General features: G+C 70.2%; 10 protein-coding genes. 8 read left to right on the top strand and 2 right to left on the bottom strand.

Annotated elements, in window-relative coordinates:
- The first annotated feature begins 116 nt into the window (after positions 1-116).
- The 4 genes from secD (at position 117) to ACFWVE_RS28680 (ending at position 6,325) form a co-directional block, all read left to right on the top strand.
- A complete protein-coding gene (gene secD / locus ACFWVE_RS28695; RefSeq protein ID WP_384019959.1) occupies positions 117-1,910 on the top strand; it encodes a protein translocase subunit SecD in 1,794 nt (597 codons plus the stop codon).
- 3 nt (positions 1,911-1,913) lie between these two features.
- On the top strand, positions 1,914-3,029 hold the full coding sequence (gene secF, locus ACFWVE_RS28690) for a protein translocase subunit SecF (protein ID WP_384019957.1): 1,116 nt from the start codon (positions 1,914-1,916) through the stop codon (positions 3,027-3,029).
- A complete protein-coding gene (locus tag ACFWVE_RS28685) occupies positions 3,026-3,574 on the top strand; it encodes an adenine phosphoribosyltransferase (RefSeq protein WP_384019955.1) in 549 nt (182 codons plus the stop codon). Before secF ends, ACFWVE_RS28685 begins: the two co-directional genes overlap by 4 nt.
- 174 nt (positions 3,575-3,748) lie before the next feature.
- Positions 3,749-6,325: a RelA/SpoT family protein gene (locus ACFWVE_RS28680; protein ID WP_384019952.1), complete on the top strand. Its 2,577-nt coding sequence runs from the start codon at positions 3,749-3,751 to the stop codon at positions 6,323-6,325.
- A gap of 110 nt (positions 6,326-6,435) precedes the next feature.
- Here the strand turns inward: ACFWVE_RS28680 and ACFWVE_RS28675 are convergent, their stop codons facing one another.
- Both ACFWVE_RS28675 and ACFWVE_RS28670 read right to left on the bottom strand, forming a co-directional pair.
- Positions 6,436-7,665, bottom strand: a complete 1,230-nt coding sequence (locus ACFWVE_RS28675) for a DUF349 domain-containing protein (RefSeq protein ID WP_384019949.1) — start codon at positions 7,663-7,665, stop codon at positions 6,436-6,438.
- Between the two features lie 136 nt (positions 7,666-7,801).
- Entirely contained in the window at positions 7,802-8,623 is an 822-nt protein-coding gene (locus tag ACFWVE_RS28670; protein ID WP_384019971.1) for a peptidylprolyl isomerase, read from the bottom strand.
- Positions 8,624-8,803: 180 nt separating this feature from the next.
- Between ACFWVE_RS28670 and ACFWVE_RS28665 the strand changes: the two genes are divergently transcribed.
- The 4 genes from ACFWVE_RS28665 (at position 8,804) to ACFWVE_RS28650 (ending at position 13,196) form a co-directional block, all read left to right on the top strand.
- Positions 8,804-9,520 carry an MBL fold metallo-hydrolase gene (locus tag ACFWVE_RS28665; protein WP_384019946.1) on the top strand — a complete coding sequence of 239 codons (717 nt, stop codon included), beginning with the start codon at positions 8,804-8,806 and terminating at the stop codon, positions 9,518-9,520.
- A gap of 11 nt (positions 9,521-9,531) precedes the next feature.
- The gene (gene hisS, locus ACFWVE_RS28660) at positions 9,532-10,794 is read left to right on the top strand and encodes a histidine--tRNA ligase (protein ID WP_384019943.1); all 1,263 of its coding nucleotides are present in this window, start codon (positions 9,532-9,534) and stop codon (positions 10,792-10,794) included.
- A 289-nt stretch (positions 10,795-11,083) separates the two neighbouring features.
- Positions 11,084-11,743, top strand: coding sequence for a vitamin K epoxide reductase family protein (locus ACFWVE_RS28655; protein WP_384019940.1), 660 nt, complete (start codon positions 11,084-11,086; stop codon positions 11,741-11,743).
- Positions 11,744-11,840: 97 nt separating this feature from the next.
- Complete coding sequence (locus ACFWVE_RS28650; protein WP_384019937.1) at positions 11,841-13,196, top strand: replication-associated recombination protein A; 1,356 nt, start codon at positions 11,841-11,843, stop codon at positions 13,194-13,196.
- The last annotated feature ends 259 nt before the right edge of the window (positions 13,197-13,455 follow it).

The raw sequence follows: 13,455 nt of genomic DNA, 5'->3' as shown, positions 1-13,455 counted from the left end.
GGCCGTACGGCCCGCGCACCCCGGGACATGCCCAGCTCGCGCGGAACCCCGAGACCATGTCATGGCCGTCCGCCCGTCGACCGGGCGCGGGGCGGCCCGAGAGGGAGTACGAGAAGGTGGCAGCACTCAAAAAGGGACGCAACGCGAGCGCCACAAGCAAACCGTGGCGCTCGCTGGCCCTGATCCTGATCGCCATCGTGGCGCTCACCGGGGGGATGTTCGCCTCCGGCCACACCACTCCGCGTCTGGGTATCGACCTCGCCGGCGGCACCAGCATCACGCTGGCCGCCGTTCCCGAGGCCGGTCAGGAATCCGCGGTCAACCCGACCAACATGGCGACCGCGGTCTCCATCATGGAGCGTCGCGTCAACGGTCTCGGTGTCTCCGAGGCCGAGGTCCAGACGCAGGGTGACCGCAACATCATCGTCAACATCCCCAAGGGCACCAACTCCGAACAGGCCCGGGAACAGGTCGGCACCACCGCCAAGCTCTACTTCCGCCCGGTCGTCGCCACCGAGCTCGCCGCGGGCGGTGCCGCTCCCACACCGAGCGGCACCGGTGACGCCTCCGCCGAGGGCACCGAGGGCGACAAGGCCACCGACGGCGCGAGCGAGGAGGCCACGGACAAGACCACCGACGAAGGGTCTCCGTCCTCCACCACCAGCCCGTCGGCGAGCGCCACCACCCAGGGCCGTGCGGTCACCGGGGCCCTGAAGGCCGACCCCACCCCGTCCGCCGGCGGTTCGGCAGAGGCCGGGGCCAGCCCCTCCGCGCCCGCGGCGGACGGCGCAGCCGAGGCCGACAACGAGCTCCAGGCCCAGTACGCCGCGCTCGACTGCACCAAGGCGAGCGTCCGCGCCACCGCCGGTGACGGTACCAAGGCCACCGACTCGACCGTGGCCTGCGGCCAGAACTCCCAGGGCCAGTGGCAGAAGTACATCCTCGGCCCCGCCGCCGTCGACGGCACGGACGTCGACGACGCCCAGGCGATCCTCAACACGCAGACCGGTGCCGGCTGGACCGTCACCATGGACTTCACGGACGGGGGCAGCAAGAAGTTCGCCGACATCACCGGCCAGCTCGCCCAGAACCCGTCCCCGCAGAACCAGTTCGCCATCGTCCTGGACAACGAGGTCGTCTCCGACCCGTACGTCAGCCAGGCCCTCACCGGCGGCAACGCGGAGATCTCCGGCAACTTCACCCAGAAGTCGTCCGAGGAACTCGCCAACATGCTGTCCTACGGCGCCCTGCCGCTGACGTTCCGCGAGGACAGCGTCACCACCGTCACCGCCGCGCTCGGCGGCGAGCAGCTCGAGGCCGGCCTGATCGCCGGCGCGATCGGTGTCGCCCTGGTGGTTCTGTACCTGCTGCTCTACTACCGCGGCCTGTCGTTCATCGCCATCGTCTCGCTGCTGGTGTCCGCCTCCCTCACCTACGTGATCATGGCGCTGCTCGGCCCGACCATCGGCTTCGCGCTGAACCTGCCGGCCGTCTGCGGCGCCATCGTCGCGATCGGCATCACGGCGGACTCGTTCATCGTGTACTTCGAACGGGTGCGTGACGAGATCCGCGAGGGCCGCGTCCTGCGCACCGCCGTGGAGCGTGCCTGGCCGCGTGCCCGGCGCACCATCCTGGTCTCCGACTTCGTGTCCTTCCTCGCCGCCGCGGTGCTCTTCGTCGTCTCCGTCGGCAAGGTCCAGGGCTTCGCGTTCACGCTCGGTCTGACCACGCTGCTCGACGTCGTGGTGGTGTTCCTGTTCACCAAGCCGCTGCTGACGCTGATGGCCCGCCGGAAGTTCTTCGCGAGCGGCCACAAGTGGTCCGGCCTGGATCCGAAGGCCCTCGGAGCGAAGCCCCCGATCCGCCGCACCCGCCGCCACTCCGCCCCCGCCCAGACGAAGGAGGCGTGAGAGATGTCGAAGCTCGGTCAGCTCGGCGCCCGGCTGCACCACGGTGAGGTCGGCTACGACTTCATCAAGAACCGCAAGATCTGGTACGGCGTCTCCATCCTGATCACCGTCGTGGCCATCGTCGGCCTGGCGGTGCGCGGCCTGCACATGGGCATCGAGTTCCAGGGCGGGGCGGTCTTCACCACCCCGAAGAACATGAGCGCCTCGGTCTCCCAGGCCGAGGACCACGCGGAAGAGGCCTCCGGCCACGACGCCATCGTCCAGAAGCTCGGTGACGGCAGCCTGCGCATCCAGATCGCGGCCATCGACACCAGCACCTCGGACAGGATCAAGACGGAGCTCTCCAAGGACCTGGGCGTCAAGGCGGAGCAGATCAACGCCGACCTGGTCGGACCCAGCTGGGGGGAACAGATCGCCAACAAGGCCTGGCAGGGCCTCGGCATCTTCCTGTTCCTGGTCGTGATCTATCTGGCGATCGCCTTCGAGTGGCGCATGGCCCTCGCCGCGTTCATCGCGCTGATCCACGACATCACCATCACCGTCGGCATCTACGCCCTCGTGGGCTTCGAGGTCACACCGGGCACGGTGATCGGTCTGCTGACCATCCTCGGCTATTCGCTCTACGACACGGTCGTGGTGTTCGACAGCCTCAAGGAACAGACCAAGGACATCACCAAGCAGTCCCGCTGGACCTACAGCGAGATCGCCAACCGCTCCATCAACGGCACCCTGGTCCGTTCCGTCAACACCACGGTGGTCGCGCTGCTGCCGGTGGCGGGCCTGCTGTTCATCGGCGGCGGTGTCCTCGGCGCCGGCATGCTGAACGACATCTCGCTGTCCCTGTTCGTCGGCCTCGCCGCCGGCGCCTACTCGTCGATCTTCATCGCCACCCCGCTCGTCGCCGACCTCAAGGAACTCGAGCCGTCGATGAAGTCCCTGAAGAAGCGCGTCCTGGCCAAGCGCGCCCAGGGCACCGACACGGACGACGAGCCGAGTGAGGTCCGGGTGCCCGACGACGGTCACGGCGACGGGCCGGACGACGCCGCTGCCGCCGTCGTCGGCCCACGCAACCAGTCCGCGTCCCGCGGCCGCGGCCGACCCTCGGGAAAGCGCCGATGACCGAACTCACCGATGTCTCCGCACTGCTGCTGAGCCGCATCCGGGACGTGGCGGACCACCCGGAGCCGGGCGTGATGTTCAAGGACATCACCCCGCTCCTGGCCGACCCGGCGGCGTTCGGCGCCCTCAGCGACGCCCTCGCAGAGATCGCCGGACGCACCGGCGCCACCAAGGTCGTCGGCCTGGAGGCCCGCGGGTTCATCCTCGGTGCCCCGGTCGCCGTCCGCGCGGGCCTGGGCTTCATCCCCGTACGCAAGGCGGGCAAGCTCCCCGGAGCCACGCTCAGCCAGGCGTACGACCTGGAGTACGGCTCCGCCGAGATCGAGGTGCACGCCGAGGACCTCACCGCCACCGACCGCGTCCTGGTGATCGACGACGTGCTCGCCACCGGCGGCACCGCCGAGGCGTCGATCCAGCTCATCCGCAGGGCGGGCGCCGAGGTCGTGGGCCTCGCCGTGCTGATGGAGCTCGGCTTCCTCGGCGGCCGGGCGCGCGTGGAACCGGCGCTGGCCGGCGCCCCGCTGGAGGCACTGCTCACGATCTGACGAGCGACGCAGAACGCCGTCCCCCAGCGCCGCACGACGTGGGACGGGCGCGACGGACACCGCACGGGGAGACGGTCCGCACACCGGTCCGAAGAAGATCCGCCGGCCCGGGATGGCTACCATGGGGGCTCCGGAACCTGACCTGGGGACCCGGATCGCGTACGAGGAGTCCTCTTGGCAGACGAGGCCCAGCACCTGACCGCAGACAAGCCCGAGTCCGGCTCGGCTGCCGCGGCCAAGCCGGTGCCGAGCACGCCCCACGCGACGAACGACCCGCGCGGGCCGGTCCAGCACGCCCAGGCAGCCGCCGCCGAGAAGCCCGAGCAGCCGCGCCCCAAGCAGTCCCCCGCTCCGGACCCCGCCGGCGCGGGGGGAGCCCCGCCGCCCGACCGCTCCGCCCCCGCGGTCCGCCCCAACAGCGGGCAGCCGGCCCGTTCCGGCTCCTCCAACCGCGTCCGCGCCCGGCTCGCCCGGCTCGGTGTCCAGCGCGCCAACCCGTACAACCCGGTGCTGGAGCCGCTGCTGCGGATAGTGCGCGGCAACGACCCCAAGATCGAGAACGCCACGCTCCGCCAGATCGAGAGCGCCTACCAGGTCGCCGAGCGCTGGCACCGCGGCCAGAAGCGCAAGAGCGGCGACCCGTACATCACGCACCCGCTCGCGGTCACCACCATCCTCGCCGAACTGGGCATGGACCCGGCCACCCTGATGGCCGGCCTGCTGCACGACACGGTGGAGGACACCGAGTACGGGCTGGAGCAGCTCCGCCGCGACTTCGGTGACACCGTCGCCCTGCTGGTCGACGGCGTCACCAAGCTGGACAAGGTCAAGTTCGGCGAGGCCGCGCAGGCCGAGACCGTGCGCAAGATGGTCGTCGCCATGGCCAAGGACCCCCGTGTCCTGGTCATCAAGCTCGCCGACCGCCTGCACAACATGCGCACCATGCGCTACCTCAAGCGCGAGAAGCAGGAGAAGAAGGCGCGCGAGACCCTGGAGATCTACGCGCCGCTCGCCCACCGGCTGGGCATGAACACCATCAAGTGGGAGCTGGAGGACCTCGCCTTCGCGATCCTCTACCCCAAGATGTACGACGAGATCGTCCGCCTGGTCGCCGAGCGCGCCCCCAAGCGCGACGAGTACCTGGCGATCGTCACCGACGAGGTCCAGCAGGACCTGCGCGCGGCCCGCATCAAGGCGACCGTCACCGGCCGCCCCAAGCACTACTACAGCGTCTACCAGAAGATGATCGTCCGCGGCAGGGACTTCGCGGAGATCTACGACCTGGTGGGCATCCGCGTCCTCGTGGACACCGTCCGCGACTGCTACGCGGCCCTCGGCACGGTGCACGCGCGATGGAATCCGGTCCCCGGCCGGTTCAAGGACTACATCGCGATGCCCAAGTTCAACATGTACCAGTCGCTGCACACGACGGTCATCGGCCCCGGCGGCAAGCCGGTCGAGCTGCAGATCCGTACGTTCGACATGCACCGCCGCGCCGAGTACGGCATCGCCGCGCACTGGAAGTACAAGCAGGAGGCCGTCGCCGGCGCCTCGAAGGTGCGCACCGACGTCGCCCCGGGCAGGTCCGGCAGGGCCGACAAGGAATCCGCCGCCGTCAACGACATGGCGTGGCTGCGGCAGCTGCTCGACTGGCAGAAGGAGACCGAGGACCCCGGAGAGTTCCTGGAGTCCCTGCGCTTCGACCTGTCCCGCAACGAGGTCTTCGTCTTCACCCCGAAGGGCGACGTCATCGCGCTGCCCGCGGGCGCCACCCCGGTGGACTTCGCGTACGCGGTCCACACCGAGGTCGGCCACCGCACCATAGGCGCCCGGGTCAACGGCCGTCTGGTACCGCTCGAGTCGACCCTGGACAACGGCGACCTGGTGGAGGTCTTCACCTCCAAGGCGGCCGGCGCGGGCCCCTCCCGGGACTGGCTCGGCTTCGTCAAGTCGCCGCGTGCCCGCAACAAGATCCGCGCCTGGTTCTCCAAGGAGCGCCGAGACGAGGCGATCGAGCAGGGCAAGGACGCCATCGTCCGCGCGATGCGCAAGCAGAACCTGCCGATCCAGCGCATCCTCACCGGCGACTCGCTGGTCACCCTCGCGCACGAGATGCGCTACTCGGACATCTCCGCGCTGTACGCGGCGATCGGCGAGGGCCATGTCGCCGCGCAGAACATCGTCCAGAAGCTGGTACAGGCCCTCGGCGGCGAGGAGGCGGCCACCGAGGAGATCGACGAGTCGGTGCCGCCGGCCCGCGGCCGGGGACGCAAGCGCCGTTCCAACGCCGATCCCGGGGTCGTCGTCAAGGGCGTCGACGACGTCTGGGTCAAGCTGGCCCGCTGCTGCACACCGGTCCCCGGCGACCCGATCATCGGCTTCGTCACCCGCGGCAGCGGCGTCTCCGTCCACCGCAGCGACTGCGTGAACATCGACTCGCTGTCCCGTGAGCCCGAGCGCATCCTCGAGGTCGAGTGGGCACCCACCCAGTCCTCGGTGTTCCTCGTCGCCATCCAGGTCGAGGCCCTGGACCGCTCCCGGCTGCTCTCGGACGTCACCCGCGTGCTGTCCGACCAGCACGTCAACATCCTCTCCGCGGCCGTCCAGACCTCCCGCGACCGCGTCGCCACCTCCCGCTTCACCTTCGAGATGGGCGACCCGAAGCACCTCGGGCACGTCCTGAAGGCGGTACGGGGCGTGGAGGGGGTCTACGACGTGTACAGGGTGACCTCGGCCCGCAACCGGACGTAGGGTCCGTCCGGCCACAGCGCACGACACGCACCGCACGACAGAGGGGCTCCCGTACACGCGGTACGGGAGCCCCTCTCACGTCGCGGTGACCGCGGCGGTGAGGGCGGTCGTCAGCCGCCGAACTCCTGCAGACCCTTCAGGGCCTGGTCCAGGAGCGCCTGGCGGCCCTCCAGCTCACGCTCGAGCTTCCGGGCCCTGGCGTCGTTGCCCTGCGCCCGTGCCTGCGCGATCTGGCCCTTCAGCTTGTCCACGGCTGCCTGGAGCTGACCGGTCAGACCCTCGGCACGCGCGCGTGCCTCCGGGTTGGTCCGGCGCCACTCGGTCTCCTCGGCCTCCTGCATGGCCCGCTCGACGGTGTGCATCCGGCCCTCGACCTTCGGCCGGGCGTCCCGCGGCACATGGCCGATGGCCTCCCACCGCTCGTTGAGCGCACGGAACGCGGCGCGGGCGGCCTTCAGGTCCGTGATCGGCAGGAGCTTCTCGGCCTCCCCGGCCAGCTCCTCCTTGAGCTTGAGGTTCTCCGTCTGCTCCGCGTCACGCTCGGCGAAGACCGAGCCGCGGGCGGCGAAGAAGACGTCCTGGGCGCCGCGGAAGCGGTTCCACAGGTCCTCCTCGTGCTCGCGCTGGGCGCGGCCCGCGGCCTTCCACTCCGACATCAGGTCCCGGTAGCGCGCCGCCGTCACACCCCAGTCCGTCGATTTCGACAGCGCCTCGGCCTCGGCGACCAGACGTTCCTTGGTCTTGCGGGCCTCCTCGCGCTGCGCGTCCAGGTGCGCGAAGTGCTGCTTGCGCCGCTTGGAGAACGCCGACCGCGCGTGCGAGAAGCGGTGCCACAGCTCGTCGTCGGACTTGCGGTCCAGCCGCGGCAGGCCCTTCCAGGTGTCCACCAGCGCCCGCAGCCGCTCACCGGCCGCCCGCCACTGGTCCGACCCCGCCAGCTCCTCAGCCTCGGCGACCAGCGACTCCTTGGCCTGACGCGCCTCGTCGGACTGCTTCGCCCGCTGCGCCCTGCGCTCCTCGCGCCGGGCGTCCACCAGTTCCACGAGCTTGTCCAGCCGCACCCGGAGGGCAGCCAGGTCACCGACCGCGTGGTGGGCGTCGACCTGCTCGCGCAGGTGCCCGATCGCCGCCATGGCGTCCTTCGAGGACAGATCGGTGGTCTTCACCCGCTTCTCGAGGAGGCCGATCTCCACAACCAGGCCCTCGTACTTGCGCTCGAAGTAGGCCAGAGCCTCCTCGGGGGAGCCCGCCTGCCAGGAACCGACGACCTGCTCTCCGTCGGCCGTACGCACGTACACGGTCCCCGTCTCGTCGACGCGGCCCCACGGGTCGCTGCTCACAGCGCCTCCTCCACATGATGCCTGCGGAGGCTCTGCTGCCCCCGGACATCGTCCACAGTTCTCGTCACGGCCAATCTAGGCGACCGACGGGATGCCTGTCCGCATCCCGCGCGACCGAAATTCCGCAGTGAAACGGTCAGGATTTGCTGACAGTCGCCTTGTCGATGACGACCGTCGCGTTGGGGGCTCCGTCACCCGCTCCGGTGCTGTCACCGGCCTCGGCGATCTTCTTCAGGACCTTCAGACCGTCCGCCGAGACGGTGCCGAACGGCGTGTAGCTCGGCGGGAGCGGACTGTCCTCGTACACCAGGAAGAACTGGCTGCCGCCGCTGTCCTTCTGCCCGGTGTTCGCCATGGCGACGGTGCCCGCCGGGTAGGTGTTGTCCTTGAGGCTCTTGTCCTTCAGGTTCTCGTCCGGAATCGTGTAGCCGGGACCGCCGGTGCCGGTGCCCGTCGGGTCACCGCACTGCAGCACGTAGATGCCGTTGGTGGTGAGCCGGTGGCACGTGCTGTGGTCGAAGTAGCCCTCACCGGCGAGGAACTCGAACGAGTTGACGGTGTGCGGGGCCGCCGACGCCTTCAGCGCCATGTCGATCGTGCCGCAGGTCGTGTCGAGCGTCATCGTGTACTTCGCCGACTCGTCGATGGACATCGCCGGCTCCTTCTTCCAGGTCTTCGAGGCGACCTTGCCCTCCGCCGGCTTCTCGCACGGGTCGGGCGCCTTGCTCGGCGTCTCGGCGCCGGGTGTGACCTCCGCGTTCGCGTTGGACTTGTCCTCGTCCTGGTCGAACGCCCCGGCCGTGTACAGCCCGAGGCTGCCGACCAGGACCACACCGAGGGCGGACGCGATCGCCGAGTTGCGGATCCGCGACTTGCGGCGCGCCTCGGTGCGCCGCTGCTGCTGCCGCAAGAACTTCTCCCGGGCGAGCTGACGCCGCCGCTGCTCCTGGCTGACCACCGGGTTACTCCTCATGCCTCTCGTGTGCCGACCGAATACGCGTGCGGGCGGCGGGCCGACTGACTGCGTGTGCCCCGTACCGTATATGGGTTGGCTGAGGAAACGGCAGCGCCGGTAGGCTCTGCCCACGGGCGCGAGCCCCGTGGCAAGCCTCCCGTACCGACACAACGAAGGACGAACGTGCTCATTGCCGGGTTCCCCGCCGGGGCCTGGGGGACGAACTGTTATCTCGTCGCCCCCGCCGCCGGTGAGGAGTGCGTGATCATCGACCCCGGCCATCAGGCCGCCCCCGGAGTCGAGGAGGCGGTCCGCAAGCACCGGCTGAAGCCCGTCGCCGTCGTCCTCACCCACGGCCACATCGATCACGTGGCGTCGGTCGTCCCCGTGTGCGGCGCGCACGACGTACCGGCCTGGATCCACCCCGACGACCGGTACATGATGAGCGACCCCGAGAAGGGCATCGGCCGCACCATCGGCATGCCGCTCATGGGCGAGCTGAGCGTCGGGGAACCGGCCGACGTCAAGGAGCTGGCCGACGGAACCAGGCTCGACCTGGCCGGACTGGAGCTGACCGTCGCGCACGCGCCGGGCCATACCAAGGGGTCGGTGACCTTCGGCCTGCCCGAGGCGACGGACATCCCGCCGGTGTTCTTCTCGGGCGACCTGCTGTTCGCCGGCTCCATCGGACGCACCGACCTGCCCGGCGGTGACATGGCCGACCTGCTCGACTCGCTGGCCCGCGTGTGCCTGCCGCTCGACGACTCGACCGTGGTGCTGTCCGGACACGGCCCCCAGACGACCATCGGCCAGGAGCGCGCCACCAACCCGTATCTGCGGCAGGTGACGGCGGACCGCCAAGGACGCGGCGCCGCCGACGCTCCCCGACGAGGAATGTGACAAGACCTTCCGTGAGCACCTTCAAGGCCCCCAAGGGCACCTACGACCTGATCCCGCCGGACAGCGCCAAGTACCTCGCCGTCCGCGAGGCCATCGCCGCCCCGCTGCGCGGCTCCGGCTACGGCTACATCGAGACGCCCGGCTTCGAGAACGTCGAGCTGTTCGCACGCGGCGTCGGTGAGTCCACCGACATCGTCACCAAGGAGATGTACGCCTTCGAGACCAAGGGCGGCGACCGCCTCGCCCTGCGGCCCGAGGGCACGGCCTCCGTGCTCCGCGCGGCCCTCGAGGCCAACCTGCACAAGGCGGGCAACCTCCCGGTCAAGCTCTGGTACTCCGGCTCGTACTACCGCTACGAGCGCCCCCAGAAGGGCCGCTACCGTCACTTCTCCCAGGTCGGAGCGGAGGCGATCGGGGCCGAGGACCCGGCGCTCGACGCCGAGCTGATCATCCTGGCCGACCAGGCGTACCGCTCCCTGGGGCTCAGTGAATTCCGCATCCTGCTGAACTCCCTGGGCGACAAGGAGTGCCGTCCCGTCTACCGTGCCGCGCTCCAGGACTTCCTGCGCGGTCTCGACCTGGACGAGGACACCCTGCGCCGCGCGGAGATCAACCCGCTGCGCGTCCTGGACGACAAGCGCGAGGCGGTGCAGAAGCAGCTGACCGGCGCCCCGCTGCTGCGCGACTACCTGTGCGACGCCTGCAAGGCGTACCACGAGGAGGTCCGCGAGCTGGTCACGGCCGCGGGCGTCGCCTACGAGGACGACCCCAGGCTGGTGCGGGGGCTGGACTACTACACGCGCACCACCTTCGAGTTCGTCCACGACGGCCTGGGCTCCCAGTCCGCGGTGGGCGGCGGCGGCCGCTACGACGGTCTCTCGGAGATGATCGGCGGCCCCGCGCTGCCGTCCGTCGGCTGGGCGCTCGGCGTCGACCGCACCGTGCTGGCCCTGGAGGCGGAGGGCGTCGAGCTCGAACTCCCGGCCACCACCAGCGTGTTCGCCGTCCCGCTCGGCGAGGAGGCCCGCCGGGTGCTGTTCGCCAAGGTCACCGAACTGCGCAAGAACGGTGTCGCCGCCGACTTCGCCTACGGCGGCAAGGGCCTGAAGGCGGCGATGAAGGCGGCCAACCGCTCGGGCGCGCGCTACGCCCTGGTGCTCGGCGAGCGCGACCTCGCCGAGGGCGTCGTCCAGCTCAAGGACATGGAGTCCGGCGAGCAGACCGCGGTCGGCGTCAACGAGATCGTGGCCGAGCTGGAGGCCCGGCTCGGCTGACCCCTGCCCTTTCCCCCACGCGCACGAAGGCGCCGGCGTGCCCCACAGGCCCCGGTGCCTTCGTCGTCATGCGCGTCGTCGCGTCAACGCCTGGGGGCGTCGATTCCCTCGATCGGGGACTTAGGCTGGAGTGTATGTACGGCCGGGGCACATACTGCGGCCGAAACCGTACGCCTGCGGGGACTGTTCGTACGGTCTTGTGACCAGTGGACGGTGAACCCACAGCCACGTGCGGCACAATGGCCCTGCCCGAAGCAGGTCCACACTCTCCAGTGACGGAATCGGCGTGATGAGCAAGACGACAGTGAAGGACGTTTCCACCGAGCCCGATCCCGCTCCGGGGCCCGCCGCCGGGCCGCCGCGCGAGGGCACCGGCCGTGCGTTCGCCCTGCTGCTGGTCATCACCGGCGCCGCCGGTGTCCTGGCCGCGTGGATCATCACACTGGACAAGTTCAAACTGCTCGAGGCCAAGGTCAAGGGCGAGACCTTCGTCCCCGGCTGCAGCCTCAACCCGGTGGTCTCCTGCGGCAACATCATGGAGAGCGACCAGGCGAGCGTCTTCGGCTTCCCCAACCCGATGCTGGGCCTCGTGACCTACGGCATCGTCATCTGCGTGGGCGTGAGCCTGCTCGCCGGGGCGCGCTTTCCGCGCTGGTACTGGCTCACCTTCAACGCGGGCACCCTCTTCGGCGTCGTCTTCTGCGCCTGGCTGATGGTCCAGTCCCTGTACCGGATCAACGCCCTGTGCCTGTGGTGCTGCCTGGCCTGGGTCGCCACGATCATCATGTTCTGGTACGTCACGTCGTTCAACATCCGCAAGGGTTTCCTGCCCGCCCCCGGCTGGCTGAAGAGCTTCCTCGGCGAGTTCACCTGGGTCATGCCCGTGCTGCACATCGGCATCATCGGCATGCTGATCCTGACCCGCTGGTGGGAGTTCTGGACCAGCTGACCGCACCGGCCGCAGGAACCGCACCGGCCCCCGGGGCCACGAGGACCGCACCGACCGCGCGAGCCGCGCTGTCGGTGCGGTCCTTTAGGGTTTCGGTGTGGAGCCCGATCTGTTCACCGCCGCAGCCGAAGAACGCCAGGAGAAGGATCCGACCGGCAGCCCTCTCGCCGTCCGGATGCGCCCGCGCACCCTCGACGAGGTGGTGGGCCAGCAGCATCTGCTGAAGCCCGGCTCACCCCTGCGCCGGCTGGTCGGCGAGGGCGCCTCCGGCCCCGCGGGTCCGTCCTCGGTGTTCCTGTGGGGACCACCCGGCACCGGCAAGACGACCCTGGCCCACGTCGTCTCCAGGGCCACCGACCGGCGCTTCGTCGAACTGTCGGCGATCACCGCGGGCGTCAAGGAGGTCCGCGCGGTCATCGACGGCGCCCGCCGCGCCTCGGGCGGATACGGCAAGGAGACCGTCCTCTTCCTCGACGAGATCCACCGCTTCAGCAAGGCACAGCAGGACTCCCTGCTCCCCGCGGTCGAGAACCGCTGGGTCACGCTGATCGCCGCGACCACCGAGAACCCCTACTTCTCGGTCATCTCCCCGCTGCTGTCCCGCTCGCTCCTGCTCACCCTCGAACCCCTCACCGACGACGACGTCCGGGACCTGCTCCACCGCGCGCTCGGCGACGAGCGGGGCCTGAAGGACGCCCTCACCCTCCCCGAGGACACCGGCTCCCACCTGGTGCGCATCGCCGGCGGGGACGCCCGCCGCGCCCTGACCGCCCTGGAGGCCGCCGCGGGGGCCGCACTGGACAAGGGCGAGACGGAGATCTCCCTGGCCACCCTGGAGGAGACGGTCGACCGGGCCGCCGTGAAGTACGACCGCTCCGGCGACCAGCACTACGACGTCGCCAGCGCCCTGATCAAGTCCATCCGCGGATCCGACGTGGACGCCGCCCTGCACTACCTCGCCCGGATGATCGAGGCTGGCGAGGACCCCCGCTTCATCGCCCGCCGCCTGATGATCTCCGCCAGCGAGGACATCGGACTGGCCGATCCGAACGCCCTGCAGATCGCCGTCGCCGCCGCCCAGGCCGTCGCCATGATCGGCTTTCCCGAGGCGGCCCTCACCCTCAGCCACGCCACCATCGCCCTCGCCCTCGCCCCCAAGTCCAACGCGGCCACCACCGCGATCGGCGCCGCCCTCGACGACGTCCGCAAGGGACTGGCCGGGCCCGTGCCGGCCCACCTGCGCGACGGGCACTACAAGGGCGCGGCCAAGCTGGGCCACGCCCAGGGGTACGTGTACCCGCACGACCTCTCCGAGGGCATAGCCCAGCAGCAGTACGCCCCGGACGCCCTCAAGGACCGCGCGTACTACGAACCCACCCGGCACGGCGCCGAGGCGCGGTACGCCGACGCGGTGGAGTGGACCAGGAAGCACCTCGGTCGGAAGCAGCCGTGAGCACCCTGTAGAATCTGCCGAAGCTGCGTCCCGCGTCCGGTCCCCGCAAGGGAAACCGGCACCACCAGAGCGGGACATCCAGCCGGAGACCCGCCCTCCGGGGCAGGGAATCCAGGAGCGTCGCGCACCGTCGAACGGTGTCGCGGGCAGCCCACCACCACCCGGTTTTCCGGGAGCGGCCGGTGGGCCACTCGCGTGCTGCACGTATGTGCCCAGATCAGGGGAGCGGCTGCCCGGCAGGTCCGTCACGGACCCGCGG

The sequence above is a fragment of the Streptomyces sp. NPDC058632 genome, assembly GCF_042717095.1.
Classification (GTDB): domain Bacteria; phylum Actinomycetota; class Actinomycetes; order Streptomycetales; family Streptomycetaceae; genus Streptomyces.
Note: the sequence above shows the minus strand (reverse complement) of the source record. Positions and strands in the feature narration are given on the sequence as shown.

What these genes read in the sequence shown, in the direction of transcription:
- secF (WP_384019957.1), top strand. Translation starts at nt 1,914, where the DNA reads ATGTCGAAGCTCGGTCAGCTCGGCGCCCGGCTGCACCACGGTGAGGTC.
- ACFWVE_RS28685 (WP_384019955.1), top strand. Translation starts at nt 3,026, where the DNA reads ATGACCGAACTCACCGATGTCTCCGCACTGCTGCTGAGCCGCATCCGG.
- ACFWVE_RS28655 (WP_384019940.1), top strand. Translation starts at nt 11,084, where the DNA reads ATGAGCAAGACGACAGTGAAGGACGTTTCCACCGAGCCCGATCCCGCT.